Genomic DNA, 25,547 nt, shown 5'->3' on the forward strand with positions numbered 1-25,547 from the left:
TGTAGCCCGCGCCCCTATTTCGCGTCGGCGTAGCAGTCGACGACCGCGACGGTGAACGGGAAGCGGACGGGTGTCTCGCCGAATGTCAGGCGTCCGGCCAGGTCGGCCGCCTCCCGTATCGCGGCGGCCACGGTCTCGGCCTCCTCCTTCGGACAGTGCACGATCACCTCGTCGTGCTGGAAGAAGACCAGCTCGGCCGCGAGCTCCGCACAGGACCGGCGGAGCGCGGCGAGCATCAGCAGCGCCCAGTCGGCGGCGCTGCCCTGGACGACGAAGTTGCGGGCGAAGCGGCCCCGGGCACGGGAGTTGGTGGAGGCGTAACCGGGCACCCAGCCCTGGTCGGCGGGGGTGCTGGCGGGTTCGTCCTGTGGAATCCCCGCCTCCTCCGCCGCGTCCTCGCCGCCGGCCACCGGCGGGCAGGTCCGCCCCAGCCAGGTCCGCACGAGCCGCCCCTCCTCACCGGCCCGCGCGGCCTCGTCGACGTACGCCACCGCCTTGGGGAACCGGCGTCTGAGCGCGGCGAGGTTCTTGAGGCCGTCGCCGGAGGTCTGGCCGTAGACCGCGCCGAGCACCGCGATCTTGGCCTGGTCGCGGTCGCCGGAGAAGGCGCGGTCGGACACGGACTGGTAGAGGTCGGTGGGGCGGCCGGCCACCTCCATCAGCCCGGGGTCGCGGGAGATCGCGGCGAGCACCCGGGGCTCCATCTGGTCGGCGTCGGCGACGACGAGCCGCCAGCCCGGGTCGGCGACCACCGCGCGCCGGATGATCTTGGGGATCTGCAGCCCGCCCCCGCCGTTGGTGACCCAGCGCCCGGTGACCGTCCCGCCGGCCAGGAACTCGGGCCTGAACCGCCCGTCCCGCACCCAGTCCTGCAGCCAGGACCAGCCGTGGGCGACCCAGATCCGGTACAGCTTCTTGTACTCCAGCAGCGGCTGCACCGCCGGATGGTCGAGGGACTGGATCTCCCAGCGCCGGGTCGACCTGACCTTGATCCCGGCCTGCGCGAAGGCCTTGATGACGTCCGCGGGCAGATCGGGCCGCACCCGTCTCCCGAAGGCGGCGGACACCTCGTCCGCCAGCTCGGCCAGCCGCCGCGGCTCACCCCCGCCCGCATACCGCTCGCCCAGCAGCTCGTGCAGCAGCTCCCGGTGCACGTCGGCGCTCCACGGCAGCCCGGCCCGGTTCATCTCGGCGGCGACCAGCATGCCCGCCGACTCGGAGGCGGTGAGCAGCCGCATCCGGTCGGGGTGCGCGGCGGTGTCGTGCCGCCGCTGCTGCTCGGCGTACACGGCGAGGAGGTCGGCGAGGGGGAGACGGACGCTCTGCGGCTCGAAGAGCGAGGACTGCGAACCGGGTTCGGCGGCCCGCTGCGGCGGATCCGGCGGCACCGGCCCACCGCGCAACCGGGCCAGGGCGGCGGCGGCCGACCGCGGCTCCCCGTGCCGCCCCTCGTACCCCAGCAGCAGGGTCTCGGCGTCCTCCACGTCGTAGCACCGCTCCACCCGCACCCCCGCGGCGAGCAGCGCCGGATACACCTCGGCGGTGGACCGCCACACCCATCGGCCGACCTCCGGCCGCCCGCGCACGGCCCCGACGAGATCCGGCTCCCACCGCACGGCCCCCGGCCCGGGCAGGCCGTCGGGACCGAGGGCGGCGACCTCGACACCACCACCCTCGGCCGGGGCGAGCGCCCAGCGATCGGTCATGTTCGCGAGTGTGGCACGCGGGTCTGACAGCGGCCCCGACCTGCGCGAACCGGCTCGCGGGCCAGGCGTCTCCGAGCGTCTCCGAGCGAAGAAACGTCACGCGCACACTCGTACGAGTGACGCATCGCGAGATCGCGGGCGGCCCTCTCGCCTACGCTGGCAGGGTCGCTCCGTACGAAGGAGGTCCGCCGTGGCACTGACCGCCCCAGAGCGCCGACCGAGTCCTCATCCGAGTCCGACGGAGGAGGGGCGCATGGACGCGTCCGTCGAGGCCGCCTTCGATGCGTTCGACGCCGCCGCCCCGGAGGGCTGGCGCGTGGAGTTGATCGAAGGGAAGATCCACGTGGTGCCTCCGGCCAATGGGGAGCATGAAGAGATCGTGTCCGAGACGGCGGAGCAGGTGACGCTGAACCGTCAGGACCGCGAGCTGCGTACGTACACCGGCCTCGGTCTGCACGTTTCGGGAGCATCCGACACCGGCAAGGTCATCCCGGACCTGGTGATCGCCCCGAAGGGCAGTTTCGCCGACGACCAGCGCTATCACGACCCCGCGCCGGTCGTCCTCGTCGGCGAGGTGACCTCCGAGTCCACCGCGGACAACGACCGCGGGCCCAAACTCCGCGGCTACGCCCGTGCGGGCATCCCCTGCTACCTGCTGATCGACCGCGAGGCCGGGACGGTCATCGTCTACAGCGAGCCCTCCGAGGACCGCTACACGCGTGCCGCCGAGATCGAGATCTCCAAGACCGTGGCGCTGCCGGAGCCGCTCGGTTTCGACCTCGACACGAGCCAGTTCTGAGGTCGGCCCGTCAGCCCTGGAGCCGGTGCAGCATCTCGGCGATGTGCCGTTCGCTGGTGGGCTTGTCGATGCCCAGGCTGTTGAGTACGCCCTCGCCGTTCTCGTGTTCCAGCAGGGCGAGCAGGATGTGTTCGGTGCCGATGTAGTTGTGGCCCAGGCGCAGGGCCTCGCGGAAGGTGAGTTCCAGGGCCTTCTTGGCGTCGGGCCCGTAGGGGACGAGGTCCGGGACCTCCTCGGCGGCCGGCGGCAGCGCCGCGGCCGCCGCCTGGCGTACGGCGTCCAGGGAAACTCCCTGTGCGGTGATCGCCTTGCCCGCGAGGGCGTCCGGTTCGGCGAGCAGACCGAGGACGAGGTGTTCGGGACGGCCCTCGGGGTTGCGGGCGGCGACGGCCGCGTTGTGGGCGGCCATCACCACGTTGCGGGCCCGTACGGTGTACCGGCTGAACCCCTGACTCAGGTCGAGGTCCGCCGACTCCTTCGTCACGAAGCGCTTCTGCGCGGCTTGCCGGGTGACGCCCATGCTCTTGCCGATGTCCGTCCAGGAGACGCCCGAGCGCCGGGCCTGGTCCACGAAGTGGCCGATCAGGTGGTCGGCCACGTCGCCCAGGTGGTCGGCGGCGATGACCGCGTCCTGGAGCTGGTCGAGCGGGGCGGGGTGGACCTTCTTGATGGCCGCGATGAGGTCGTCGAGACGTACGGATGCGGTGCCGTTCGGATCGGTCGTCATGTGTCAACCGTAGGTTGACAGTGTGTGGCCGTCAACCCCAGGTTGACACCTGGCCGTAGTAGTGGCTGTCAGGCTGGCTTCAGGTCGGTATGGGGATCGATGGCCCAGTGGTTGCTCCGCAGGACCCGGTCCGCGAACGTGACGTTCCGCTCGCTGATGAAGCGGAAGCCGAGCGACCGGCAGATGCCGTTCGAGGCCGCGTTGCCCGTCGCCGGAAACGCGTGCACCACGCCCCAGCGGTCTTCGTCGCGAGCCTGTTCGAGGAGGGCTCGGGCCGCGAGTTTGCCCAGGCCGCGCCCCTGGAATTGCGGCAGGACCATCCAGCCGATCTCCGAGACGGGCCCTTCGTCGCTGCTGTGGGACCAGATGGTCACCGACCCGGCCACCACGGCGGGAGTGTCCGGGTCAGGAATGATCATCTTGATCCAGCAGATGTCGGCCGCCGCCTCGGCGGCGTCTCGGCGCGTTTTGTCGGGCTGGAGTTCACGCGGCAGGGGGCCGCCGAGATCGGCCATCATCACCGGGTCGCACCGCATCTGGATGTAGGCGTCGACGTCGTCCGCTGTGACGTTGCGCAACTGCATGGGGCCTCCTTGGTGTAGTAGGCACTGTGTTACCAGCACTCCAACGCCCTTGGTTCCGCCAGGAGTTGGTTGTCCACAGGGTGTGGATGAATGAGCTTCTTCGTCCCGCCTGCCGAGGTGGGCCCACCCCTGCCCGCCCTAAAAAGCGTGATACTTCAGCGAAAAGTGGCGCACTTTTTTCAGGGTCCCCCCTCCCCTCCACCCCATGACACGATCGACCCGTGAGCAGCACGACCGGCACCGTCGAGCGCGCCTTCGAGGCCGCCCTCTACTCCGACACCCACGACGCCCTCGACACGGGTGCCTCGATCCTCGCCGCCGACCCCGCGGCCGACGCCGAACTCGACCGGCGGGGGCGGGAGTTCGTGGCGGCGGCCTGGCGGCGCGGGTGGCAGCCCGCAGATGTCGTACGGCTGGTCCGGCGGGAGTTGGAGGACGTACACGTACGGCTGCTGTCGGAGCTGATTCGCGCGCAGGCACCCGACGACCGGGCGCGCGGCCCGCGGTGGGCCGCGCAGCTGGACGAACTCGCCGACGCCGCGCCACCTGCCCGCGCCGATCGCTTCACGCACGCCACCACCGTGCTGGAGCTGTACCGGCTGCTGCTGCGGCTGCCGGGTCTCGAACCCCTGGACGAGCCGAAGCGGCGGCACGACGGCGGGCGACCCGCGTCCCGGATGCTCACCCGGATCCGCGCGCTGCTCGCGAAGGCGGAGGCGACCGGGTTTCCGGAGGAGGCGGAGGCGTTGAGCGCCAAGGCGCAGGAGCTGATGGCGCGGCACAGTATCGACGAGGCGCTGCTCGACGCGCAGGCGCCGGCGAAGGACGCGCCCGGCGCGTGCCGGATCGGGGTCGAGGCGCCGTACGAGCAGGCGAAGGCGGTGCTGCTGGACGCGGTCGCCGAAGCGAACCACTGCCGGGCGGTGTGGAACGAGGCCTTCGGTTTCTCGACCGTCGTCGGGTTCGAGGGGGATCTGGAGGTGGTCGAGCTGCTGTACACCTCGCTGCTGGTGCAGGCCACGACCGCGATGACGAAGGCGGAGGCGGCCCAGCGCGCGGGCGGGCGGCGGCGGACCAAGACCTTCCGGCAGTCCTTCCTCGCGGCCTACGCCCACCGCATCGGGACCCGGCTGGCCGAGGCCGCCGGGACGCAGCTGACCGACGATCTGCTTCCGGTGCTCGCCACCCGCGAGGTCGCCGTCACCGGCCGGCTCGACGAGATGTTCCCGGAGACGACCACGACCCGGCTGCGCGGGGTCAGCGACGAGGCGGGCTGGACGCAGGGCGCCGAGGCGGCGGACCGGGCCCAGGTCGGGGCCCGGCCGCGGCTGGACTGAGGGGAGTCAGTCGCCGGCCTGGGTGAAGGCGCTGACCGAGGCGTCCGCGTCGCTCACGGAGGTCTTGCCCTGGACGGGGCCGTACGACCACTTGTAGCTCGCGCTGCCGCTGCTGCCGGGCAGGGTGATGACCAGCTTGGTGGCGGCCAGGCTCAGCTTGTCGCCCGCCTTGCCGCGGACATAGGTGATGGTGAAGGACGCCGCGTCGCCCTTGGCCAGCTTCAGCTTCTGTGCCTTGGCGCCCTGTTGGGTGGCGAGGGCGACCTTGGTGCCGCCGCCCTCCAGGGAGGCGCCGGCGAAGCCGTCCAGGGTGCACGGCTTGCTCTGGTTGGTGAGCGAGACGGGAACCTCGCCCGTGTCACCGGCGGACGGGGCGGTGCTGGCGGGACCGACCTGGACGGCGACTCCGTCGAAGGAGCAGGCCGAGCCGTTCTTGCCGTCGGAGGAGGAAGAGGAGGAGCCGCTGCCGCCGCACGCGGTCAGGAGCAGGGCCGACGCGACGGCGGTGACGGCGAGGGGAATGGTGCGCATGAGGGGATCATCCCGCACCCGGCGCCGGTCCGCCGACACGACCAGGACCGGGCTACTGCCCGAGGCCCGCCGTCGCCAGTTCGGACGGCAGCTTTCCGCCCTCGGCGCGGGTGTAGGTCTCCTTGCCGAGGCTGCCCGACCAGGTGACCGAGAGGCCCGACTTGCTGACGGAGCCGACCATTCCGGTCGCCCGGGTCGTGCTCTTGTCCGTGCACTTGAGGTGGATCATCTGCATGCCCGCCTCCTCACCGGCGGTCCCGCTGCAGATGCTCCCGCCGGTGGTGAACAGGGCGGCCTGCTTGCCGGTGACCACGAGCGCCACGGCCTTGCCGTCGGTGGTGGCGAGCCAGCTGCCCTGCAGCTCGTCGGAGGCGGCCGACGGGCTGCTGCCGGTGGAGCCCCCGGAGTCCGCGGTCGAGGTCGCGCTCGCGGTCGGGGCCGAGGTCGCGCTCGGCGTGGACGAGGAGTCGTCCTTGGAGTCGCCTCCGCTGCACGCGGTCAGGACGAGTGCGCCCGCAAGACCGGCGGCGGCCGCCGCGATCCGTACCGTCGACACCGTCGAAATCGCCGTAGTCACTGGTAGCTCCCAAGCTGTAGCCGGACGGCCGTCCGGTCGGCCTTGGCCGGACGACCGCAGCAAGTTACCAGTGACTACCAGGAGGATTTATGGACGCCGGGTAGGTATCCGCTGTGAGCCTGCCCGCGCAGGTTCACCCGGGACAGCCCGAACGCGCGGAAGTACCCGCGGGGCCGCCCGTCGACCTGGTCGCGGTTGCGGATCCGGGTGGCACTGGCATCGCGCGGCTGGCTCCGCAACTCCCGCTGGGCGGCGGCCCGTTCGGCCTCGGTCGAGCCGCGCCGCCGGATGATCTCCTTCAGCTCGGCCCGCCTCGCCGCGTACCGCGCGACGACCCGTTGCCGCTGCTCGTTCTTCGCGATCTTGCTCTTCTTGGCCATCAGATCCTCACCCCGCGGGCACGGATCCGGGCCACGGCCGCCTCGACGCCGATCGCGTCGACGGTCCTGATCCCCTTGGTGCTCAGCCGCAGCCGTACGTAACGGCCCTCGCCGGGCAGCCAGTAGCGCTTGGACTGGATGTTCGGGTCGAAGCGGCGCGAGGTGCGCCGGTGGGAGTGGGAGATGCGGTTGCCGAAGCCGGGCTGTGCGCCGGTCAGCATGCAGTGGGCGGACACGGGTGACGTACCTCTCCTCGATCGGGGCCGTAGCCGATGCTGTTAATGGAATTCATTTTCAGTAAGGTATCAGCATGGCTCGCAACGAACTCCGCCCGGTCATCAAGCTCCGGTCCACCGCCGGCACCGGCTACACCTACGTGACCCGCAAGAACCGCCGCAACGACCCCGACCGCCTGACTCTGCGCAAGTACGACCCGGTCGCCGGCCGCCACGTCGACTTCCGAGAGGAGCGCTGACCGAGATGCGCGAGAACATCCACCCGCCCTACGGCCCCGTCGTCTTCCGGGACCGGGCCGCCAACCACGCCTTCCTCACCCGCTCGACGATGACGAGCGCGAGGACGATCGAGTGGGAGGACGGCAACACCTACCCCGTCGTCGACGTCGAGATCTCGAACGTCAGCCACCCCTTCTACACCGGCACCGCCCGCGTCCTGGACACGGCCGGCCGTGTGGAGCGCTTCGAGCGCCGGTACGGGAAGCAGGACTGACCGTGCCCGACCTCTCCGTCGCGATCGTCGCCGGCCTGCACGCCGACGCCCGCAGAGCGACCGTCGCCCAACTCCTCCACGACGTCCCCGGCAGCGTCGTACTCCACCACGACCTCGCTACGGCCGCCGCCGGCACCGTCATCCGCACCATCCGGGACGCCACGGGCATCCTCGACGCCGGCGAGGCCCCCCTCGTCAACGACTGCGCGTGCTGCGCGCTCCGCGAGGACCTGGTCCCCGAGCTGCGCCGACTGGCGGCGACCGGTCAAGTCCGGCTCGCGATCGTCGAGTTGTGGGACTCCGTCGAGCCCAAGGCGATGGCCGAGGTGATCACCTCCGGCGGCCTCACGGTCACCGGCGTCATCACCGCCGTGGACCCGGCCCTGCTCCTGCCCTGCCTCGGCAACGGCGACGACCTCGCCGACGCCGGCCTCGCGGCGGCGGCCACCGACCAGCGCACGGTCGCCGACACCTTCGCCCGCCAACTGGAGTACGCCCCCGCCCTCGCGGTCCTCGACTCCGAGGAGGCCTACGACGAGGACCGGGAGCTGCTGGGGCAGTTGCATCCGACAGCCCTGCAAATACCGCTGGGGGGAGGTGACTTGGCGGCCCCCGCCCGGGGCGAATACGGCGACGCGGGCTCTGCCTGGCCCGTGCCCGGCGACTTGCCGGATCCCGCTTGGCCTGTGCCCGGCGACCCGGCGGATCCCGCCGGGCCTGCGCACGGCGACTTGGCGGGCTCTGCCTGGCCTGTGCCCGGCGTCTCGGCGGGTTCTGCCCGGCCTGCGCACGGCGTCTCGGCGGGCTCTGCCTGGCCCGTGCCCGGCGTCTCGGCGGGCTCTGCCCGGCCTGCGCATGGCGACTTGACGGATCCCGCCGGGCCTGCGCCCGGCGACTCGGCGGGCTCCGCCGGGCCTGTGCCCGGCGACCCGGCAGGCTCTGCCTGGCCTGCCCACGGCGACCCGGCGGGCTCCGCCCCGCCCCCGCGCAGCGAGTTGGCGGCCGCCGCCCTCGCCGGTTTCGACGTCGAGGCCGCTGCCGCCGCCCAGCACCCCGCCTGTGCCCTGCTCCCCGTCGAGGCCGACGCGTACGGGGTGAGCACCTTCGTCTGGCACCGGTGCCGGCCCTTCCACCCGGAGCGGCTGTACGCGGCGCTGGAGGACCTGACCTGCGCCGCGGCCCGCAGCCGGGGCCGGTTCTGGCTCGCCGACAAGCCCGACGCGCTGCTCCACTGGGACGCGGCCGGCGGCGCCCTGTGCGTGGAGGGCGCGGGCCCGTGGCTGGCCTCATTGCCCGACGCCGCCTGGGAGTTGGTGCCCCCGGTGCGCCGCGCCGCCGCCGCGCTCGACTGGCACCCGGAGCACGGCGACCGCTGTCAGCACCTCGTCTTCACGTCCCCCGGCCTGGACCGCGACGGCCTCGAACGGCTCCTGGACCACTGCCTGTTGACCGACACCGAGTACGCCGCAGGCCGCGCCGCCTGGAAACGCCTGCCGCCCGCCTTCGACGCCCTCCTGGAGATCTGACCGTGCCCCGCAAGCCCGAGCGCAAGACTGCCAAGTCCCGCCGCAATCCCCTGGACGCGGCCGGAGTGACGTACATCGACTACAAGGACACCGACCTGCTGCGGAAGTTCGTCTCCGACCGCGGCAAGATCCGCAGCCGCCGAGTCACGGGTGTGAACGCCCAGCAGCAAAGGCAGTTGGCCGCCGCGATCAAGAACGCCAGGGAGATGGCATTGTTGCCCTACGCGACCCGATAGCCGCCGTCCCCTCCCGGAACACGAGGGCCCCGCCGTGCGTCTTCACTAGTGCACGTCCTGTGAGGAAGTAGCGGAAGGACATGTCCCGCGAGGACTGGGGCAGACGCTGGAACGGCATCGGTAAAGCAGTCGTCAAAGCTGTAACCGGAGGAGCACCCCGCGTGCACGTGCATCTGCCCATGCATCTGCACATGAACAGGGCTATGATCCGGAACAGTTGACCACTGCATCAATGGCCACACCAGCCAGTGCACAACCGGGAGCGACCTGTGGACCACCGCGTTGACAGCGTGTACTTGGGGTTCGACGTGTACAACGGCATGGCTGCCACGCAGCTGGACGGAGTGGCCTGGCAGAAGAGCAGGCACAGCAACTCGCAGGGTTCCTGCGTGGAGTTCGCGCGGCTGCCCGGCGGCGACGTCGCGGTGCGCAACTCGCGCTTCCCCGACGGTCCCGCGCTCGTCTACACGCGCGCCGAGATCGAGGCGATGCTCCTGGGCATCAAGGACGGCGAGTTCGACCACCTGATAGCCGGATAGCGGTCACCGCAGGACATCGGGCACACAACGCGCGTAGAACCGCGGCGCCAAAATGCGCCGCGGTTCTCACGTGTCATCGCGCAGACAGTCCGGCTGCAGCCGGAACAGCGCCCAGACCACCTTGCCGCTGAGCGTGCCCGCCAGCGGGTGCCACCCCCAGCCGTCGCTGAACGAGTCGACGAGGAACAGGCCGCGGCCCGACTCCGCCGAGAAGTCCTCCGAGTCGCGGGTGACGGGACTGTCGTGACTGGGGTCGCGCACCGCGCACACCAGCCGCTCGGTCCACCGCATCAGATGCAGCCGCACGGGCGGCCCCTGCTCGGCGGCGCGCGGGGTGTTGGCCGGCAGCGCGTGCCGCAGCGCGTTGGTGACGAGCTCGGAGACCACCAGGCAGGCGTCGTCGAAGCGGTCGCCTATGTCCCACTGGTCGAGCGTGCGACGGGTGAACTGCCGTGCCTCGCGCACCGCTTCGTAGCGGGCGGGCAGAGAACACGACGCGGCGCTGGACACGGCCGAAGGGTCCAGCGGCGGAAGGCCCTGCCGTAACGGCTCGAGCATGGTCGATCCATTCGTCCCCATGCGAGGCACTCCCGGGAATTCGCGGTCGTTGCGATGCAGCGGTGGCGCGAGACCATGGTTTCGGATGCGTAGGGCAGATGCAAGGGCAGATGCACGTGCAGCTGACCGAATTGGACCCTCCCGTACCGCTTGTTGGCCATTTTTTCCGCCAACTTCACGCCGTTCTCGCGCTCCGGCCTTGCGTCTTGCTGACGACTTCCTGACAGCTTCCTGTGAACAGCGGCCTCTTCTTTCCATTTCTGTAATCGAACGAGTACTGCTCGAAGTGTTTTAGTGGCAGACTGCGGCCCCTGAAGACGGTTGGGGAGGCTGGCGAACGTGAGCGCGGGAGAGCCCGGATCGGTGGTGCGGCGGATGCTGCTCGGCTCGCAACTCAGGCGACTGCGGGAAGCACGTGGGATCACTCGCGAGGCCGCGGGGTACTCGATCCGTGCCTCCGAATCCAAGATCAGTCGCATGGAACTGGGGCGAGTGAGCTTCAAGACGCGGGATGTAGAGGACCTGTTGACGTTGTACGGCATCACGGACGAGGCGGAGCGCATCTCACTCCTCTCCCTCGCGAAGGAGGCCAACGTAGCGGGCTGGTGGCACAGTTACTCGGACGTCCTGCCCAGTTGGTTCCCCACCTATGTGGGCCTGGAGGGCGCAGCTTCACTCATCCGCGCCTACGAGGTGCAGTTCGTGCACGGACTGCTGCAGACCGAGGCGTACGCCCGCGCGGTCGTCCGGCGCGGCATGAAGGGCGCGAGCGTGGCCGACATCGAGCGGCGCGTGGCGCTGCGCCTGGAGCGGCAGAAGTACCTGGTGAACGAGAACGCCCCGGACTTCCACATCGTCCTGGACGAGGCCGCCCTGCGCCGCCCCTACGGCGACCGCGAGGTGATGCGCGGTCAGCTCCAGCATCTGATCGACGTCTCCGAACACTCCAACGTCCGGCTGCAGATCATGCCGTTCGGCTTCGGCGGCCACTCCGGCGAGTCCGGCGCCTTCACCATCCTCTCCTTCCCGGAGTCGGACCTCTCCGACGTCGTCTACCTGGAGCAGCTCACCAGCGCGCTGTATCTCGACAAGGCCGAGGACGTGGCCCAGTACGAGAAGGCTCTCAAGGAGCTCCAGCAGGACAGCCCGGGCCCGGACGAGAGCCGGGATCTTCTCCGGGGACTGCTTCAACTCTCTTGAAACACAAGTACGATGACGTGTGATCAGACCGTGATGATCGATGATCGGGTCTGCTGTTGATCGTGTCTGCTAGCGATTGAGGGATCACACATGTCGTCCTACTTCACCGACCTGGCTCAGCAGTACATCGACGGTGAGTGGCGCCCGGGCACCGGCTCCTGGGACATCATCGACTTCAACCCGTACGACGGCGAGAAGCTGGCGTCGATCACGATAGCCACGGTCGACGAGGTCGACGAAGCGTACAAGGCCGCCGCCCGGGCCCAGAAGACGTGGGCCGCGACCAACCCCTATGCCCGCCGCGCCGTGTTCGAGAAGGCCCTGCGGCTCATCGAGGACCGCGAGCAGGAGATCGCCGAGGTGATCATCGCCGAACTCGGCGGCACGCACCTCAAGGCCGGCTTCGAACTGCACCTCGCCAAGGAGTTCCTGCGCGAGGCGATCCACCTCGCGCTGCGCCCCCAGGGCCGGATCATCCCCTCGCCGGTCGACGGCAAGGAGAACCGCGTCTACAGCCTCCCGGTGGGCGTCGTAGGCGTGATCAGCCCCTTCAACTTCCCCTTCCTGCTCTCCCTCAAGTCGGTAGCCCCCGCATTGGCGTTGGGCAACGGCGTGGTCCTCAAGCCGCACCAGAACACCCCGATCGTCGGCGGCTCCCTGGTCGCGAAGATCTTCGAGGACGCGGGCCTGCCGGGCGGCCTCCTGAACGTCGTCATCACCGACATCGCGGAGATCGGCGACGCGTTCATCGAGCACCCGATCCCGAAGGTCATCTCCTTCACCGGCTCCGACAAGGTCGGCCGCCACGTCGCGACCGTCTGCGCCTCGCAGTTCAAGCGCTCGGTGCTCGAACTCGGCGGCAACAGCGCCCTCGTGGTCCTCGACGACGCTGACATCGACTACGCGGTCGACGCGGCGGTCTTCAGCCGCTACGTCCACCAGGGCCAGGTCTGCATGGCCGCGAACCGTGTCCTGGTCGACCGCTCGATCGCCCCCGAGTTCACCGAGAAGTTCGTCGCCAAGGTCAAGTCGCTCAAGGTCGGCGACCCGCGCGACCCGCAGACCGTGGTCGGCCCGGTCATCAACTCCTCGCAGGCGGACGCCCTTTCGGGTGTCGTCGAGCAGGCGATCGCGGAAGGCGCGACGGCGCTGGTCCACGGCACGACCAACGACAACCTGGTCGCGCCCTCGGTCCTCACCGGCCTCCCCGCCGACTCGGAACTGCTCCGCCAGGAGGTCTTCGGCCCGGTCGCCTTCCTCATCCCGTTCGACGGCGAGGAGGAGGCGGTGAGCATCGTCAACGACACGCCGTACGGGCTGAGCGGCGCCGTCCACACCGGTGACATCGAGCGGGGCGTCAACTTCGCCAAGCAGATCGACACCGGCATGTTCCACGTCAACGACGGCACCGTCCACGACGAGCCCATCGTCCCCTTCGGCGGCGAGAAGTCCTCCGGCCTCGGCCGCCTCAACGGCGACACGATGCTGGACGCGTTCACCACCCTGAAGTGGATCTCGGTGCAGCACGGGCGGAGCGGGTTCCCGTTCTGATTCGTCTTTCTTGAGTACGTAGCTGTGGGCCGGGCCATTGAGGACAGGATCTGACCTCAATGGCCCGTAGCTTCGTCGGTGTCGGGCAGGGAGACGGGCTCCCCGCCGACACCGGCGAAAGGCGAAGGCCATGGTCACGCACGTAGCGGCAGAGGCGCGGGGCGACGAGCGCGGGGCGCTGCTCACGTTCGTCGAGGAGCAGCGGGGCGGCATCCGCCGGGCGCTGCTCGGACTGACCGAGGAACAGGCCGCCGGCAAGCCCAGCGCGAGCGAACTCTCCTTGTCCGGCCTCCTCAAGCATGTCGCCGAGCTCGAGCAGTCCTGGATCGCGCGGGCCAAGCAGGAGCCGCCGGCCATCCAGCGGGACCAGACCAACTGGCACGAGACGTTCCAGCTCGTTGACGGCGAGACCGTCGAGTCGCAGCTCGCTTACTGGGAGAAGGTCGCCAACGAGACCGAGACCTACGTCCGGTCGGTGCCCAGCCTCGATGACACCTTTCCGCTCCCGAACGACCCGTGGTTCCCGCCCGAGGGGCGCGTCTCCGTGCGCTGGCTCTGTCTGCACCTGATCCGTGAGACCGCCCGGCACGCCGGCCACGCCGACATCATCCGCGAGTCCCTCGACGGCGCCACCGCGTTCGAGCTGGTCGCCAAGGAGCAGGGCACGAGCTGGGGCTGACCTGCCGGGTCCTACGCTGGCCCCATGTCAGCGATCCGTCTCCTCGTGCTCGGCGCCGTGCGTCAGCACGGGCGGGCCCACGGCTACCAGGTGCGCAACGACCTCGAGTACTGGGGCGCCCACGAGTGGTCCAACGCCAAGCCCGGCTCGATCTACCACGCGCTCAAGCAGCTGGCCAAGCAGGGCCTTCTGCACGCCCACGAGATCGCGCCGTCCACGGCCGGGGGGCCGCCCCGCACCGAGTACGAGATCACCGACTGGGGCACCGAGGAGTTCTTCCGGCTGCTGCGGGAGGCCCTGACGTCGTACGACCAGCAGATGGACGTGAAGTCCGCCGCCATCGGCTTCGTCGTCGAGCTGCCCAGGGCGGAGGCGGTGGCGCTGCTGAAGGAGCGCACCCGGGGTATCGCCGAGTGGCGGGCCTCGGTCACCGAGCACTACATCCCCGAGGACGGCCCCGAACAGCTGGGCCACATCGGCGAGATCATGAACCTCTGGATCCACACGGCCGACGCGGAGGCCGCCTGGACCCAGGGGTTGATCGACCGCATCGAAGGCGGGGCGTACACCTTCGCGGGGGAGGGTGCGCCGTTCGTCGGTGTCCTGCGGGACGGCGAGGAGAACCCTTACGCGACGGGGGAGCGGCATCCTGGGGATGCTCGCTAATCAAGTTTGACTAATGGCCGGCCGCGGCGTTACCTTCGTGGCGTTTGGGTGGGTAGTCAAACTTGACTAGTGGAGGGTGCTCGCGTGGCCGAGATGGCGATCAGCGTTGAGGGCGCACATAAGACGTACGGGGGTAAGGGGGGTAAGAAGGCCAAGGACGTGAAGAAGGCGCTCGATGGGCTCGACCTTCGGGTCGTTCGCGGCACCGTGCATGGCGTGCTCGGGCCCAACGGCGCGGGCAAGACCACACTGGTCCGCATTCTGTCCACCCTGCTGCGGCCCGACTCCGGCCGGGTGGAGGTGGCCGGGTACGACGTCCTGACCGAGGCGCGCGCGGTTCGGTTTCGTATCGGTCTGCTCGGTCAACACGCTGCTCTGGACGAGGAGTTGGGTGGTCGGCAGAACCTGGAGATGTTTGGCCGTCTGCACCATCTCGGTGCCCGCCACGCGCGCGTGCGTGCCGACGAACTCCTGGAGCGGTTCGACCTCGGCGACACCGGCCGCAAGCCCGTCCGCGCGTACAGCGGGGGCATGCGACGCCGGCTGGACCTCGCTGCCTCGCTCGTCACCGATCCGGAGATCCTGTTTCTGGACGAGCCGACGACCGGCCTCGATCCGCGCGGCCGGGCCGAGGTGTGGTCGGCGGTTCGTTCCCTGGTCGGGGGCGGTACGACGGTTCTGCTCACCACCCAGTACCTGGAGGAGGCCGACCAGCTCGCCGGGCGCATCTCGGTGGTTGACCAGGGTCGGGTCATCGCCGACGGCTCCCCGGACGAGCTGAAATCCCGCACGGGCGGCGACCGTATCGACGTCGTCCTGCGCGACGCGGGTCAACTGGGCGCCGCCGTCGCCCTGTTGCTCGTTCCCGAGGCGGGCGTCTCCGTCGACGTCGACCGTCGGCTGCTCAGCGCGCCGGTCACCGACCGGATGACGGCACTCTCCGGTGTCGTACGGGCGCTGGAGGAGGCCGGGATAGACGCCGAGGACGTGGCGCTGCGGCGGCCGACGCTGGATGAGGTGTTCCTGCATCTCACGGGAGCGGAGAAGGAGGCTGCGTGAGCGCGTATGTCCTGACGGATTCCTGGACCATGACGCGGCGTGAACTCGCCCACTGGGCGCGGCAGCCTGTGCAGGTTGTGGTGAGTCTCGTTTTTCCGGTGATGCTGCTGCTGATGTTCGGCTATCTGGTCGGCGGTGGGCGGGCGGTCGAGGGGGCCTACGTCGACTACCTGGTCCCGGGGATGCTCGCGCTGACCATGGCCTTCGGGCTGGAGGGCACGATGCTTGCTGTCACCCAGGACCTCAACAAGGGGGTGATCGACCGTTTCCGGTCCATGCCGATGGCCGACGGAGCGGTCCTGGTGGGGCGTTCGGCCGCGGACATGCTTCAGTCGGCGATCGGGCTGGTCGTGCTGATCGGGGTCGGGCTGGCGCTGGGGTGGCGCCCGCAGGGTGGCCCGGGGGGCTTTTTGGGCGCCGTGGGGCTGCTGTTGCTTTTTCGGTTCGCCATGTTGTGGGTCGGCATTCAGCTGGCGCTCGTGGCGGGGCGGCCCGAGATGGTGCAGGCCGTGCAGATCTTGGTCTGGCCGGTCGGGTTTCTGTCCAACGCGCTTGCCACGCCTGCCGCTATGCCTGGTTGGCTGGGCACGGTTGTTCAGTGGAATCCGATGTCCCAGACCGCGACCGCCGTACGTGATCTCTTCGGCGGTCCCGGTGGGGAACCGGGGCATGTCTGGGCTGCTGTGGTCTGGCCGCTTGCGTTGTTGGCTGTTTTCTTTCCGCTTGCCGTACGGCGGTTCCGGGGGCTTGGGCGGTGAGTCGCCTTCCGTTCGGTGTGGGTCGGTGCCGCGTCGGGGGGTGTCCGTCCTCGGAACGGCGCGGAATCGGTCACTCGAGAATCTGGCGGTGTTGACGCGCCAACCGCTGCGGGCGGACACCCCCGACACGTCACCTTCGCGCCGTACGCGGGTGGCGGGCTCAGTGGTGGAAGCCCGTTGCCGCTCCCTTGTCGCGGGTGAGGGGGTACGGCTGGTTCCGTAGTTGGGGGAGTAGTTGCGTCAGGTCGTCCAGGAAGAGCTCTGCCAGGTCTGCGGAGAAGCCGTTGCGGCAGACGATGCGGAGGACTGAGAGGTCCTCGCGGTTGGCCGGGAAGGTGTAGGCCGGGACCAGCCAGCCGCGTTCTCGGAGACGGCTGGAGACGTCGAAGACGTCGTAGGCCTTGATGGTTGGGTTGGTGGTGAAGGCGAAGACCGGCAACTCGTCGCCCCGGGTGAGGAGTTTGAAGTCGTCCAGGGCTTCGATGTGGTCTGCCAGGCCTTGGGCCACGTTGCGGGTGGATTGCTGTACCGCGCGGTAGCCCTCGCGGCCGAGTCGTAGAAATGTGTAGTACTGGGCTACTACTTGGGCGCCGGGGCGGGAGAAGTTGAGGGCGAAGGTGGGCATGTCGCCGCCCAAGTAGTTGACGCGGAAGACCAGTTCCTCCGGGAGGGCCTCCGCGTCGCGCCACAGGGCCCAGCCGACGCCCGGGTAGACCAGGCCGTACTTGTGCCCCGAGGTGTTGATCGAGGCCACGCGCGGGAGGCGGAAGTCCCAGACCAGGTCCTCGTCCAGGAAGGGGGCCACCATGGCGCCGGACGCGCCGTCAACGTGTACTGGGATGTCGAGACCCGTTCGCTCCTGGAGGGCGTCGAGGGCGGCGCACAGGTCGGCGATCGGCTCGTAGGAGCCGTCGAAGGTGGAGCCGAGGATGCCGACGACGCCGATCGTGTTCTCGTCGCACAGGTCGGCGGCGGCCTGGGGGTCGAGGTGGAAGCGGTCGCCCTCCATGGGGACCTGGCGTGCTTCTACCTCCCAGAAGTTGCAGAACTTATCCCAGCAGACCTGGACGTTGACGCCCATCACCAGATTCGGCCGGGCTGCCGGGTAGCGGTCCTTGTTGCGCTGCATCCAGCGGCGCTTCAGGGCCATGCCGGCGAGCATGCAGGCCTCGCTGGAACCGGTCGTGGAACAGCCGACGGCGGCCGACGGGTCCGGGGCGTTCCACAGGTCGGCGAGCATCGCCACGCAGCGTTTCTCCAGCTCGGCGGTGCGTGGGTACTCGTCCTTGTCGATCATGTTCTTGTCCCGGCATTCCGCCATCAGGACGCCGGCTTCCGGCTCCATCCAGGTGGTGACGAAAGTCGCCAGGTTCAGGCGGGAGTTGCCGTCCAGCATCAGCTCGTCGTGCACGAGCTGGGCCGCCGTCATGGGCGGCAGCGGTGCGTCCGGGAGCCGGTGCTTGGGCGGCGCCTCGGTCATGCCGCCGACCGGATTGGCCTCCCCGTAGAAGGGGTTCACCGACATCGGGCGCTCTTCGGGCTGCTCGGGACCTTTGTGCAACGGCATGCGCGTGCCTCCTGCGGAAAGAATCAAAAGGATCAACGGGTGTCAGCGGACCGGAGTTCCGTCCGGGCGCAACTGCATCTGCGGTCGACCGGTCACCAGCAGCCAGGCCGGCAGCGAGGCGATGCAGAGCAGGGCGAGGATCGCCGGCGAGGCCACCAGGATCGCGGCCGTGAACAGGCTCACCCAGCCCTGCCGGGTGATCGCGAGAAGCATGCCCAGCACGCCTGCGGCGACGGCGAGTGCCGGATCCACCGCGGGCACGACCGCGTGGGCGAACAGACCGAACGCGGTGCCGATGAACACCGACGGGAAGATCCGGCCGCCCCGGAAGCCGCAGGACGCGGCGACCACCAGCGCGGCCAGCTTCACCACCCTCATCGTCGCGAACTGGCCCGCCGACCACCCCTCCGGGGCGGCGGCCAGTTCGCCGACCTCGTCCAGTCCCTTGAAGAGCGTCAGATGGCCTCCCACGGCCGCCAGAAGGCCCAGGACCAGTCCACCGGCCGGAAGCGCCAGCGTGGGGTGCCGGAGCCGTGAGAGGGCGCCGTGGACGGATGGGAAGAGGTAGACCGCGGTCATTCCGAGCAGTGCGGCCGGCGGTGCCAGCACCAAGGCCGCCAGCAGATCTCCCCAGCCGGGCCTGCCGAACGCGGGCAGATGCAGGTCGAAGGTCGGATGGGCCACCAGGGTGGTCGTCATGGCGCCAGCCCCGGCTGCGGCCAGCGGTGCGAACACGTTGTCCCACAGTGCTCCCTTCGTCTGCCGCGCGGCCAGCGCCTCCGAGATGAGCAGTGCCGCCGCGACCGGCGTCCCGAACAGCGCGCCGAATCGGCGCCGACTCGGCCAGCGCTCCCCACACCCCGCCCGGCACCCGGGGCGCCAGCCTGCGTCCCGCCCACAGTGCGAGCCCCACGTTCACGGCGATGATCGGGTTCTCCGGCCCCAGACTCGGGCCGCCCACGAGCATCAGCCCGGTCGCCGGCACCAGGCCCGGCAGCACCGCGGGCGGCAGCGGTACGGCCTCCAGGCCGGTGGTGGCCGGATCGGGGCCGGCGTGCCCGGGCACCTTCCAGACCACCAGCCCGACCGCGATGCCGGTCGCGGTCAGCATGACCAGCATCCACAGCACCGAGTACCGCCCGATGCCCAGGGCGTCGGGCAGGTTCTTCCACAGCACGTGCTGGAGCCGCTCCGCCGCCTCGCTCACCCCGAGGAAGAGCAGACTCGCGAGCACGCCCACGACCAGGGCAGGGACGATCAACGGCAGCGGGGTGCGCGCCGGGGTCGTAGGAGCAACGGGTGCCTGTTGCGCGCTGTCCTGGGCCACGCGATCACCATAAGCGGGCAAAACGGACCCAACATCTTGAGGTCGACCATCTTGAGAACGTGGGGGCTTGCGGGGCTTGCACCTCACGTGACGTGAGGCCTCACCGTGGAGCGCGGAAACAGAAGGGAGCGGAAGTGAGCCACTCCGTAGGACAGGACTCCTACTCCGTGGGACAGGTCGCCGGATTCGCCGGGGTCACCGTGCGCACGCTGCACCACTACGACGACATCGGGCTGCTCGTCCCCAGCGAGCGCAGTCACGCGGGTCACCGGCGCTACGGCGACGCGGACCTCGACCGGCTGCAGCAGATCCTGTTCTACCGGGAACTCGGCTTCCCGCTCGACGAGGTCGCGGCCCTGCTCGACGACCCGGAGACGGATCCGCGCGCACACCTGCGCCGGCAGCACGAGCTGCTGACCGCCCGGATCGAGAAGCTCCGGAAGATGGCCGAGGCCGTGGAACACGCCATGGAGGCACGCACGATGGGCATCAACCTCACCCCCGAGGAACGCTTCGAGGTCTTCGGCGACAAGGACCCCGAGCAGTACGCCGAAGAGGCCGAACAGCGCTGGGGCGGCACCGAGGCCTACGCCGAGTCCCAGCGCCGGGCCGCCCGCTACACCAAGGCCGACTGGAAACGCCTCCAGGCCGAGGTCGACGCCTGGAGCGAGCGGTACGCCACCCTGGTGACCGCCGGCCAACCACCCACCGCCGGGGCGGCCCTGGACCTGGCCGAGGAGCACCGGCTCCACATCGACCGGTGGTTCTACGAGTGCTCCTACGAGATGCACGTCTGCCTCGCCGGGATGTACGTCTCCGACGAGCGCTTCAAGGCCTTCTACGACTCGATGGCCCCGGGTCTGGCCGAACACCTCCGGGACGCGATCCTGGCGAACGCGTCCCGGCACACCTCCTAGGGACCCGGCCCGGGGTCACACCCGGGCCAGGACCACCGCCGTCCCGTAGGCGCACACCTCGGTGCCCACGTCCGCCGCCTCGGTCACGTCGAAGCGGAACGCCAGGACGCCGTTGGCGCCACGCGCGCGTGCCTGCTCGATGAGCCTCTCCATGGCCTGGTTGCGGGTCTGCACAAGGGTCTTGGTGAGCCCCTTCAGCTCACCGCCGACCATCGACTTCAGACCGGCGCCGATCTGGCTGCCGAGATGCCGTGAGCGCACGGTCAGCCCGAACACCTCGCCGATCACCTGCTCGACCCGGTACCCGGGAACGTCGTTCGTCGTGACGACCAGCACATCGGCCTGCGGCCCCTGGCCGCCGCCGTATTCGTCGATACCCATGGCTCACAGCTTTGTCCTATGCGGCGCACAGTGCATCCTGGAGACACCGGTGGAACCTGGGGCGGACACATCGCGTTGATAGCTTTGTGCGGCTGTACCTGGACGCTGGCACCTCCCTCCACCCCTCAGGAGCCCGGAACCGTGATGACGCTCGCCCTCGGCCCGAGCTGGCTCGACCCGAACACCATGCTCGACCGGTTCGGGATCTGGGGCCTCCTGCTCGTGGTCTTCGCGGAGTCCGGCCTGCTCATCGGGTTCTTCCTGCCGGGTGACTCCCTGCTGTTCACCTGCGGCCTGCTGATCACCGCGGGCACCCTGGACTTCCCGCTGTGGGCGGCCGTCGCGCTGATCTGCGTCGCCGCGATCCTCGGCGACCAGGCGGGCTACGTCTTCGGCAAGAAGGTCGGCCCCTCGCTCTTCAGCCGCCCGGACTCGCGCCTCTTCAAGCAGGAGAACGTGGTCAAGGCGCACGAGTTCTTCGAGAAGTACGGCCCCAAGTCCCTGGTCCTGGCCCGCTTCGTGCCCATCGTGCGCACGTTCACGCCGATCATCGCCGGCGTCAGCGGCATGAAGTACCGCTCGTTCCTCACCTTCAACATCATCGGCGGCGTCCTGTGGGGCGCGGGCGTGACCCTGCTCGGCTCCTGGCTCGGCAACATCGACTTCGTCCACAAGAACATCGAAGCGATCCTCATCCTGATCGTCTTCGTCTCCGTGATCCCGATCGTCATCGAGTTCCTCCGCGCCCGCTCCAAGGCCAAGAAGGCCCCCCGGACCCCCGCCGAGCAGCCCGCCGACCCGGCCGCGACCCAGCCGTTCCCGGTCATCATGGACGACTCGACCACTCAGCTCCGCCGCGTGGACACCCCTCAGCAGCAGCCCCAGCAGCAGAACAACGGCTACGACCAGAACAACGGCTACGACCAGTACTACGCGCAGCCTCAGCAGCAACAGCCGTACGTCCAACAGCAGCCGTACGGGAACGAGCAGTACGGAAACCAGCAGTACCCGCCGTACGACAACCAGGGCTATCCGCAGAGCTAGCTGCAACGCACCCCAAGGGACGCGGGACCGTTCGATTTGCGGCTCCGCCGCGCGGGCGCGACCAGCCACAACGAACCCGCACCCGCCGACGGCCAAGGCCCCCCGCGCTACTGGGCGCTCAGAACCCCCGAGTCCGTTTAGCCGCCCGCCGCGCCCCCGCAGAAGCCCCCGGAACCCGCAGGAACAACCGAGAGATCTCCGACCCCAGGTTCACCCCGATCGCGATGGCCATGGCCAACGACGCCGCCGTGGCCAACGAAACCAGCCCCTTGTCGACCTCGTTCTGAGCGATCGCCAACAACCCGAAATACGTGGCCGACCCTGGCAACAGGGGCCCGATCGCCGCGGTGGTGTACGGCAGCGCCGACGCGAACCGGTACCGGGACAGCAACTGCCCGAACAGCCCGACCAGGCCCGCCGCAATGGCCGTAGAGGCAACCGGCGAGATCCCGGCGACGTAGTGCATCGCGCCGTAGACCGACCAGGCGACACCTCCGTTGAGGGACACGAGCAGCACGGTGGATCGTTCCTGCTGGAGCAGGACGGCGAAGGTCAGGGACAGCAGGACGGACGCGCCGATCTGCCACAGGGGCCGCTCGGAGTTGCCCAGGGCCACGTCCGGGTTGAGCTGGGCGTCGAACTTCACGCCGAAGTACAGGACGGTCAGCACGCCGGCCACGATGCCGACGAAGAAGTACATGACCTCCAGGAGCCGGGCCGCCGCGGTGATGTAGAAGCCGGTCAGCCCGTCCTGTACGCCCGCCACCAGCGCCCGCCCGGGGAGCAGAGCGAAGAGACCGCCGGTGATGACCGCGGAGGCCTTCACATCGACGTTGGCGACCGTGAGGGCGACCCCTATCGCGGCGGGCGGCATCGCGGCGACCGTGAACTGGTAGAACTCCGGCAGCCCGCGCCCCGCGCACAGCCACGCCAGCCGGTCGCCGAGCATCGCGCCGAGCGCGGCGGCGAAGAACACGACGATGTCGCCGCCGACGAGCACGGAGGCGGCGCCGGCGAGCAGCCCGCTGGCGGAGGTCAGGACCCACCCGGGGTACGGGTGCCGGTTGCGCCGCATCTCCGCGAGCCGCCGGTAGGCGTCCTCCAAGGAGAGCGCGGTTTCCGGGTCGCTGAGGTCCTGGACCAGCCGGAACACGGCCGCGAGCCGCGTGTAGTCGGTGCCCCGGCGCCGTACGGTCCGCGACGCGGTCACCGGATCGTCGACCAGGGAGGGCTGATAGGAGATCGACAACAGGGTGAAGGTGACGGTCGGTTCGCAGCGGTCGAGGCCGTAGGAGCGGCAGACCGCGAACATCGCCGCCTCGACGTCCTCCGCGCCCTCCCCGCCCGCGAGCAGCAACTCGCCGATGCGGAGCGTCAGATCGAGCACGCGCGGGACGGCGGGGCCGCTGTCGTCCGGCTTCTGCACCGGCTCCGGCGCGGGCCGCTCGGTCACCGGCATCCGCAGCATCGTGCGCATCCGGTCCTGCCAGGGCACGTCCTTGGTGAGGCTGACGAGGGGAATGCCGGTGGGCGGGGTGAAGGCGGGCGGTGCCTCTCTGGCGCGGTAGGTGCTGGGCGGACTGAACGCCGACCCCTCGGACTCGTCCGCGGCCGGCACGGCCACGTCGAGCCCGCGCGGAACGGCGAACTCGGACGTCGTAGACGACTCGCTGTCAACGGCCGCGACGCCCTGGGGAGCCGTGAACGCGCTCCTGACCTCGTCCGACTGCGGTTTGCGGTCCTCCGCTTCCGTCACTCCGTAGCACTCCCTGTACGACGCCTCCGGGTGATCCTCAGTATGCGCACAGACATGCAAACGGGCCGCACGCGTGCGCGTGCGGCCCGTTTGCGGACAGGGGGCTCAGTGGCCGCCCTGCTCCTTCAGCCGCTTGTACGAGCGCTCGATCTCCGCCTCGGCGTCCGTACGGCCCACCCAGTTGGCACCCTCGACCGACTTGCCGGGCTCCAGGTCCTTGTAGACCTCGAAGAAGTGCTGGATCTCCAGGCGGTCGAACTCCGACACGTGGTGGATGTCACGCAGGTGCTCCACACGCGGGTCGGACGCCGGGACGCACAGCAGTTTGTCGTCGCCGCCGGCCTCGTCGGTCATCCGGAACATGCCGATCGCGCGGCACTTGATGAGGCAGCCGGGGAAGGTCGGCTCCTCCAGGATGACCAGCGCGTCCAGCGGGTCGCCGTCCTCGCCGAGAGTGTTCTCGACGAAGCCGTAGTCGGCCGGGTAACTGGTCGAGGTGAAGAGTCGACGGTCCAGGCGGATCCGACCGGTCTCGTGGTCCACCTCGTACTTGTTCCGCGAACCCTTCGGGATCTCGATCGTGACGTCGAACTCCACCGGTGGCTCCTCCATGATCAGCACATAGTTCTGGTGGTTAAGTGTCCCTCACGCAGGTGTGTGATCGCGAAAGGGGCTGGTGGTCGTGCCGGAGCTGACGCCTTGGCGGGCCGCGAGACCCCATGTGGCGCGGGTCGCGCGAGCCGTCCGGCCCCGTCTCGAGCGGGCCGCGCAATCCGTGAAACCGCAGGTCACGCGGGTCAAGCAAGCTGTGAAACCCCAGGCTGCACGGATCAACCAGGCCGTGAAACCCCGGGTCGCGCGGATCACCCAAGCTGTGAGACCCCGGGTGACGCGGCTCACTGACGCCGTGTCACCGCGGGTCGCGAAGTTGCCGCGGCCCGACAGAACCTGGCGGTTCACCGCCGTCGCCACCACCGCAGGGATGGCGCTGGCCGCCGTCGTGGTGACCGCCGCCGGTCCCTGGGACTCCTCCGGTCAGCGTACGGCCGAGCGGGACCACGCAGTCGCACAGGAACGTTCAGGTGGCGTAGATCACGGCCGTAATTCCGATACGTCCGCCAAGGCACCCCGACCCGCGCCCAGCGCCGCATCCGTCCTGGTTGCCCTCGGCGGTTCCGCGAACACGGTGAAGTCCGCGCCGACCGGCACAGCCCTCGCGGACGTCCTCAACCCCCTCCTGGACAACGCGGCGCTCGGCACCCGCCACACGGCCGCCGTGGTCGACGTGTCGACCGGAAAGCGCCTCTACGGAGTGGGCGCCGACGACGCGCTGACCCCGGCCTCGACCACGAAGATCGCCACCGCCGTGGCCGCGCTCTCCGCGATGGGCGCCGACCACCGCTTCACCACCCGCACCGCGCTGGAGCCCGACACCAGTGAACTCGTCCTGGTCGGCGGCGGTGACCCCACCCTGACCGCCCACAAGGACGCCGAGGGCTGGGCGAGCCTGCGGACTCTCGCCGACAGCACGGCCGCCGCCCTGAAGAAGCGCGGCGTGCACGAGGTGACGCTGTCGTACGACACGACGCTGTACGCCGGTTCCGAACTCCACCCGATCGGGGTCAACGACAACCTCGCCCCGGTCAGCGCCCTGATGGCCGACGAGGGCCGTACCGACGACTCGTCCAGCGGTCCGGTGCGGCGAGTGACGGACCCGGCGGCCGACGCGGCCGAGAAGTTCGCGGGCTTCCTCCAGGAGCACGGCGTCAGGACGACGTCCCCGGGCCCCTCGAAAGCGACCGGCCGCGCGGACACCCTCGCCACGGTCTCCTCACCGCCGCTGTCCGACATCGTCGAGCGGATGCTGACCAACAGCGACAACGACATCGCGGAGGCCCTGGCCCGCCAGACCGCGGTCGCGACGGGCAAGCGGGCCGACTTCGACGGGGGTGCTGCCGCCATCGCCGCCCAGCTGAAGAAGCTTCAACTCCCGGTCAAAGGCGCGGTGTTCAACGACGGCAGCGGCCTCAACCGCGACGACCGCCTCACCGCCGACCTCCTGACCGCCTTCCTCGTCAAGGCCGGCGACCCGGCCCACCCCGAACTCCGCCCGGTCCTCACCGGCCTCCCCATCGCCGCCTTCACCGGCACCCTGACGACCCGCTACACCGACGCCACGGGCGCGGCAGGCGTCGTACGCGCCAAGACCGGCACCCTCACCGGCGTCAACACACTCGCGGGCACGGTCGTGGACAAGGACGGCCAACTCCTGGCCTTCGCCTTCCTGACGTCGAACACGACGAACACACTGGAGGCCCAGGCGGCGCTGGACCACACGGCGACGGCACTGGCGGCCTGCGGCTGTAGTTCGTAACCGCTGTGGGCAGGCTTTCCGCAAGGCGGAACTGGTGGG

General features: G+C 69.8%; 28 protein-coding genes and 1 pseudogene. 16 read left to right on the forward strand and 13 right to left on the reverse strand.

Going from position 1 to position 25,547, the window contains the following annotated elements:
* Positions 1 to 14: 14 nt before the first annotated feature.
* Positions 15 to 1,706 (reverse strand): bifunctional 3'-5' exonuclease/DNA polymerase, encoded by a 1,692-nt coding sequence (locus OH768_RS29250; RefSeq protein WP_406458507.1) that lies wholly within the window; start codon positions 1,704 to 1,706, stop codon positions 15 to 17.
* Between the two features lie 253 nt (positions 1,707 to 1,959).
* Here OH768_RS29250 and OH768_RS29255 point away from each other — a divergent pair, with 253 nt between their 5' ends.
* Entirely contained in the window at positions 1,960 to 2,505 is a 546-nt protein-coding gene (locus OH768_RS29255; RefSeq protein ID WP_406458509.1) for a Uma2 family endonuclease, read from the forward strand.
* A 10-nt stretch (positions 2,506 to 2,515) separates the two neighbouring features.
* Here the strand turns inward: OH768_RS29255 and OH768_RS29260 are convergent, their stop codons facing one another.
* Together OH768_RS29260 and OH768_RS29265 are read right to left on the reverse strand one after the other, a co-directional pair.
* Positions 2,516 to 3,232, reverse strand: coding sequence for a Clp protease N-terminal domain-containing protein (locus OH768_RS29260; protein WP_406458511.1), 717 nt, complete (start codon positions 3,230 to 3,232; stop codon positions 2,516 to 2,518).
* Positions 3,233 to 3,300: 68 nt separating this feature from the next.
* Entirely contained in the window at positions 3,301 to 3,816 is a 516-nt protein-coding gene (locus OH768_RS29265; RefSeq protein ID WP_406458513.1) for a GNAT family N-acetyltransferase; N-acetyltransferase, read from the reverse strand.
* 221 nt (positions 3,817 to 4,037) lie between these two features.
* On the opposite strand from OH768_RS29265, the gene OH768_RS29270 reads away from it, so the two are divergent.
* Complete coding sequence (locus OH768_RS29270) at positions 4,038 to 5,153, forward strand: DUF2786 domain-containing protein (protein ID WP_406458515.1); 1,116 nt, start codon at positions 4,038 to 4,040, stop codon at positions 5,151 to 5,153.
* Between the two features lie 6 nt (positions 5,154 to 5,159).
* Here OH768_RS29270 and OH768_RS29275 read toward each other — a convergent pair whose 3' ends face one another.
* The 4 genes from OH768_RS29275 to rpmB all read right to left on the reverse strand — a co-directional run bounded on the left by OH768_RS29275 (position 5,160) and on the right by rpmB (position 6,877).
* Positions 5,160 to 5,684, reverse strand: a complete 525-nt coding sequence (locus OH768_RS29275; protein ID WP_406458517.1) for a DUF4232 domain-containing protein — start codon at positions 5,682 to 5,684, stop codon at positions 5,160 to 5,162.
* Positions 5,685 to 5,736: 52 nt separating this feature from the next.
* On the reverse strand, positions 5,737 to 6,261 hold the full coding sequence (locus OH768_RS29280; RefSeq protein WP_406458519.1) for a hypothetical protein: 525 nt from the start codon (positions 6,259 to 6,261) through the stop codon (positions 5,737 to 5,739).
* 74 nt (positions 6,262 to 6,335) lie between these two features.
* Positions 6,336 to 6,641, reverse strand: coding sequence for a 30S ribosomal protein S14 (gene rpsN, locus OH768_RS29285; RefSeq protein ID WP_406458521.1), 306 nt, complete (start codon positions 6,639 to 6,641; stop codon positions 6,336 to 6,338).
* Positions 6,641 to 6,877: a 50S ribosomal protein L28 gene (gene rpmB, locus OH768_RS29290; RefSeq protein WP_262063132.1), complete on the reverse strand. Its 237-nt coding sequence runs from the start codon at positions 6,875 to 6,877 to the stop codon at positions 6,641 to 6,643. Before rpmB ends, rpsN begins: the two co-directional genes overlap by 1 nt.
* 74 nt (positions 6,878 to 6,951) lie before the next feature.
* On the opposite strand from rpmB, the gene rpmG reads away from it, so the two are divergent.
* The 5 genes from rpmG to OH768_RS29315 all read left to right on the forward strand — a co-directional run bounded on the left by rpmG (position 6,952) and on the right by OH768_RS29315 (position 9,671).
* A complete protein-coding gene (rpmG, locus tag OH768_RS29295) occupies positions 6,952 to 7,116 on the forward strand; it encodes a 50S ribosomal protein L33 (protein WP_030361075.1) in 165 nt (54 codons plus the stop codon).
* Between the two features lie 5 nt (positions 7,117 to 7,121).
* Positions 7,122 to 7,370, forward strand: a complete 249-nt coding sequence (locus OH768_RS29300) for a type B 50S ribosomal protein L31 (RefSeq protein ID WP_406458524.1) — start codon at positions 7,122 to 7,124, stop codon at positions 7,368 to 7,370.
* Between the two features lie 2 nt (positions 7,371 to 7,372).
* Positions 7,373 to 8,896 (forward strand): GTP-binding protein, encoded by a 1,524-nt coding sequence (locus OH768_RS29305; protein WP_406458526.1) that lies wholly within the window; start codon positions 7,373 to 7,375, stop codon positions 8,894 to 8,896.
* A 2-nt stretch (positions 8,897 to 8,898) separates the two neighbouring features.
* The gene (gene rpsR, locus OH768_RS29310; protein WP_019070238.1) at positions 8,899 to 9,132 is read left to right on the forward strand and encodes a 30S ribosomal protein S18; all 234 of its coding nucleotides are present in this window, start codon (positions 8,899 to 8,901) and stop codon (positions 9,130 to 9,132) included.
* 320 nt (positions 9,133 to 9,452) lie between these two features.
* Positions 9,453 to 9,671 (forward strand): DUF397 domain-containing protein, encoded by a 219-nt coding sequence (locus OH768_RS29315; protein ID WP_051105974.1) that lies wholly within the window; start codon positions 9,453 to 9,455, stop codon positions 9,669 to 9,671.
* Between the two features lie 66 nt (positions 9,672 to 9,737).
* Here OH768_RS29315 and OH768_RS29320 read toward each other — a convergent pair whose 3' ends face one another.
* On the reverse strand, positions 9,738 to 10,250 hold the full coding sequence (locus tag OH768_RS29320) for an ATP-binding protein (protein ID WP_406458528.1): 513 nt from the start codon (positions 10,248 to 10,250) through the stop codon (positions 9,738 to 9,740).
* 354 nt (positions 10,251 to 10,604) lie between these two features.
* Here OH768_RS29320 and OH768_RS29325 point away from each other — a divergent pair, with 354 nt between their 5' ends.
* The 6 genes from OH768_RS29325 to OH768_RS29350 all read left to right on the forward strand — a co-directional run bounded on the left by OH768_RS29325 (position 10,605) and on the right by OH768_RS29350 (position 16,142).
* Entirely contained in the window at positions 10,605 to 11,429 is an 825-nt protein-coding gene (locus OH768_RS29325) for a helix-turn-helix domain-containing protein (protein ID WP_406465489.1), read from the forward strand.
* Positions 11,430 to 11,519: 90 nt separating this feature from the next.
* On the forward strand, positions 11,520 to 12,980 hold the full coding sequence (locus OH768_RS29330; RefSeq protein ID WP_406458530.1) for an aldehyde dehydrogenase family protein: 1,461 nt from the start codon (positions 11,520 to 11,522) through the stop codon (positions 12,978 to 12,980).
* A gap of 130 nt (positions 12,981 to 13,110) precedes the next feature.
* On the forward strand, positions 13,111 to 13,659 hold the full coding sequence (locus OH768_RS29335; protein WP_406458532.1) for a DinB family protein: 549 nt from the start codon (positions 13,111 to 13,113) through the stop codon (positions 13,657 to 13,659).
* Between the two features lie 24 nt (positions 13,660 to 13,683).
* On the forward strand, positions 13,684 to 14,325 hold the full coding sequence (locus OH768_RS29340; protein ID WP_406458534.1) for a PadR family transcriptional regulator: 642 nt from the start codon (positions 13,684 to 13,686) through the stop codon (positions 14,323 to 14,325).
* A gap of 84 nt (positions 14,326 to 14,409) precedes the next feature.
* The gene (locus OH768_RS29345) at positions 14,410 to 15,384 is read left to right on the forward strand and encodes an ATP-binding cassette domain-containing protein (RefSeq protein ID WP_406458536.1); all 975 of its coding nucleotides are present in this window, start codon (positions 14,410 to 14,412) and stop codon (positions 15,382 to 15,384) included.
* Positions 15,381 to 16,142 carry an ABC transporter permease gene (locus tag OH768_RS29350; protein ID WP_406458538.1) on the forward strand — a complete coding sequence of 254 codons (762 nt, stop codon included), beginning with the start codon at positions 15,381 to 15,383 and terminating at the stop codon, positions 16,140 to 16,142. The genes OH768_RS29345 and OH768_RS29350 overlap by 4 nt, the downstream gene beginning before the upstream one ends.
* 160 nt (positions 16,143 to 16,302) lie before the next feature.
* On the opposite strand, the gene OH768_RS29355 is transcribed toward OH768_RS29350, so the two are convergent.
* Positions 16,303 to 17,709 carry a glutamate decarboxylase gene (locus OH768_RS29355; protein ID WP_406458540.1) on the reverse strand — a complete coding sequence of 469 codons (1,407 nt, stop codon included), beginning with the start codon at positions 17,707 to 17,709 and terminating at the stop codon, positions 16,303 to 16,305.
* 42 nt (positions 17,710 to 17,751) lie between these two features.
* Positions 17,752 to 19,036, reverse strand: a pseudogene (locus OH768_RS29360) (ion channel protein).
* 134 nt (positions 19,037 to 19,170) lie between these two features.
* On the opposite strand from OH768_RS29360, the gene OH768_RS29365 reads away from it, so the two are divergent.
* Positions 19,171 to 19,953 carry a MerR family transcriptional regulator gene (locus OH768_RS29365; protein ID WP_406458542.1) on the forward strand — a complete coding sequence of 261 codons (783 nt, stop codon included), beginning with the start codon at positions 19,171 to 19,173 and terminating at the stop codon, positions 19,951 to 19,953.
* 15 nt (positions 19,954 to 19,968) lie between these two features.
* On the opposite strand, the gene OH768_RS29370 is transcribed toward OH768_RS29365, so the two are convergent.
* Positions 19,969 to 20,334: a YbjQ family protein gene (locus OH768_RS29370; RefSeq protein WP_043685301.1), complete on the reverse strand. Its 366-nt coding sequence runs from the start codon at positions 20,332 to 20,334 to the stop codon at positions 19,969 to 19,971.
* A 144-nt stretch (positions 20,335 to 20,478) separates the two neighbouring features.
* Between OH768_RS29370 and OH768_RS29375 the strand changes: the two genes are divergently transcribed.
* Positions 20,479 to 21,378 carry a DedA family protein gene (locus OH768_RS29375; protein ID WP_406465491.1) on the forward strand — a complete coding sequence of 300 codons (900 nt, stop codon included), beginning with the start codon at positions 20,479 to 20,481 and terminating at the stop codon, positions 21,376 to 21,378.
* A 118-nt stretch (positions 21,379 to 21,496) separates the two neighbouring features.
* On the opposite strand, the gene OH768_RS29380 is transcribed toward OH768_RS29375, so the two are convergent.
* Positions 21,497 to 23,134, reverse strand: a complete 1,638-nt coding sequence (locus tag OH768_RS29380; protein WP_406458544.1) for a threonine/serine exporter ThrE family protein — start codon at positions 23,132 to 23,134, stop codon at positions 21,497 to 21,499.
* Between the two features lie 105 nt (positions 23,135 to 23,239).
* Positions 23,240 to 23,731, reverse strand: a complete 492-nt coding sequence (locus OH768_RS29385) for an inorganic diphosphatase (protein WP_019070224.1) — start codon at positions 23,729 to 23,731, stop codon at positions 23,240 to 23,242.
* A gap of 79 nt (positions 23,732 to 23,810) precedes the next feature.
* Between OH768_RS29385 and dacB the strand changes: the two genes are divergently transcribed.
* Positions 23,811 to 25,508, forward strand: coding sequence for a D-alanyl-D-alanine carboxypeptidase/D-alanyl-D-alanine-endopeptidase (gene dacB / locus OH768_RS29390; RefSeq protein ID WP_406458546.1), 1,698 nt, complete (start codon positions 23,811 to 23,813; stop codon positions 25,506 to 25,508).
* The last annotated feature ends 39 nt before the right edge of the window (positions 25,509 to 25,547 follow it).

Origin of the sequence: Streptomyces sp. NBC_01622 (assembly GCF_045209635.1) — a bacterium.
In the GTDB taxonomy this organism is placed as follows: domain Bacteria; phylum Actinomycetota; class Actinomycetes; order Streptomycetales; family Streptomycetaceae; genus Streptomyces.

What these genes read in the sequence shown, in the direction of transcription:
- OH768_RS29375 (WP_406465491.1), top strand. Translation starts at nt 20,479, where the DNA reads ATGACGCTCGCCCTCGGCCCGAGCTGGCTCGACCCGAACACCATGCTC.
- OH768_RS29250 (WP_406458507.1), bottom strand. Translation starts at nt 1,706, where the DNA reads ATGACCGATCGCTGGGCGCTCGCCCCGGCCGAGGGTGGTGGTGTCGAG.
- OH768_RS29330 (WP_406458530.1), top strand. Translation starts at nt 11,520, where the DNA reads ATGTCGTCCTACTTCACCGACCTGGCTCAGCAGTACATCGACGGTGAG.
- OH768_RS29255 (WP_406458509.1), top strand. Translation starts at nt 1,960, where the DNA reads ATGGACGCGTCCGTCGAGGCCGCCTTCGATGCGTTCGACGCCGCCGCC.
- OH768_RS29355 (WP_406458540.1), bottom strand. Translation starts at nt 17,709, where the DNA reads ATGCCGTTGCACAAAGGTCCCGAGCAGCCCGAAGAGCGCCCGATGTCG.
- OH768_RS29300 (WP_406458524.1), top strand. Translation starts at nt 7,122, where the DNA reads ATGCGCGAGAACATCCACCCGCCCTACGGCCCCGTCGTCTTCCGGGAC.
- OH768_RS29265 (WP_406458513.1), bottom strand. Translation starts at nt 3,816, where the DNA reads ATGCAGTTGCGCAACGTCACAGCGGACGACGTCGACGCCTACATCCAG.
- rpsN (WP_406458521.1), bottom strand. Translation starts at nt 6,641, where the DNA reads ATGGCCAAGAAGAGCAAGATCGCGAAGAACGAGCAGCGGCAACGGGTC.
- OH768_RS29325 (WP_406465489.1), top strand. Translation starts at nt 10,605, where the DNA reads ATGCTGCTCGGCTCGCAACTCAGGCGACTGCGGGAAGCACGTGGGATC.
- OH768_RS29335 (WP_406458532.1), top strand. Translation starts at nt 13,111, where the DNA reads ATGGTCACGCACGTAGCGGCAGAGGCGCGGGGCGACGAGCGCGGGGCG.
- OH768_RS29260 (WP_406458511.1), bottom strand. Translation starts at nt 3,232, where the DNA reads ATGACGACCGATCCGAACGGCACCGCATCCGTACGTCTCGACGACCTC.
- OH768_RS29275 (WP_406458517.1), bottom strand. Translation starts at nt 5,684, where the DNA reads ATGCGCACCATTCCCCTCGCCGTCACCGCCGTCGCGTCGGCCCTGCTC.
- rpmG (WP_030361075.1), top strand. Translation starts at nt 6,952, where the DNA reads ATGGCTCGCAACGAACTCCGCCCGGTCATCAAGCTCCGGTCCACCGCC.
- OH768_RS29370 (WP_043685301.1), bottom strand. Translation starts at nt 20,334, where the DNA reads ATGGGTATCGACGAATACGGCGGCGGCCAGGGGCCGCAGGCCGATGTG.
- OH768_RS29320 (WP_406458528.1), bottom strand. Translation starts at nt 10,250, where the DNA reads ATGGGGACGAATGGATCGACCATGCTCGAGCCGTTACGGCAGGGCCTT.
- OH768_RS29340 (WP_406458534.1), top strand. Translation starts at nt 13,684, where the DNA reads ATGTCAGCGATCCGTCTCCTCGTGCTCGGCGCCGTGCGTCAGCACGGG.
- OH768_RS29315 (WP_051105974.1), top strand. Translation starts at nt 9,453, where the DNA reads ATGGCTGCCACGCAGCTGGACGGAGTGGCCTGGCAGAAGAGCAGGCAC.